This is a genomic window from Priestia sp. TSO9, assembly GCF_021029645.1.
In the GTDB taxonomy this organism is placed as follows: Bacteria; Bacillota; Bacilli; order Bacillales; family Bacillaceae_H; genus Priestia; species Priestia megaterium_E.
This window is the reverse complement of sequence record NZ_JAJEKD010000044.1, coordinates 1-361: the sequence shown is the minus strand read 5'-3', so window position 1 is coordinate 361 and position 361 is coordinate 1. Positions and strand designations below refer to the sequence as shown.

The following is a 361-nucleotide window of genomic DNA, read 5'->3' as shown; positions in this document are numbered from 1 at the left end:
GGTTCGAATCCTGTCTTCCCGACCATTTATGGGGCCTTAGCTCAGCTGGGAGAGCGCCTGCCTTGCACGCAGGAGGTCAGCGGTTCGATCCCGCTAGGCTCCACCAATTAAATTAAATAATTGTAACAAATAATATGGCGGTGTAGCTCAGCTGGCTAGAGCGTACGGTTCATACCCGTGAGGTCGTGGGTTCGACTCCCTCCGCCGCTACCATATAAGTTACATTTATTATAAATATACGGAGGAATACCCAAGTCTGGCTGAAGGGATCGGTCTTGAAAACCGACAGGGGTGTCAAAGCCCGCGGGGGTTCGAATCCCTCTTCCTCCTCCATTTATTTATACCATATTCATATCATCGC

3 tRNA genes are annotated in these 361 nt (G+C 49.9%); all 3 read left to right on the top strand.

The features are described from left to right. The first annotated feature begins 30 nt into the window (after positions 1 to 30). Positions 31 to 106 (top strand) — tRNA-Ala (locus LJC66_RS27515). A 30-nt stretch (positions 107 to 136) separates the two neighbouring features. Next, positions 137 to 213: transfer RNA gene (locus LJC66_RS27510), tRNA-Met, on the top strand. A 27-nt stretch (positions 214 to 240) separates the two neighbouring features. Further along, positions 241 to 333, top strand: a tRNA-Ser gene (locus LJC66_RS27505). Positions 334 to 361 lie beyond the last annotated feature (28 nt).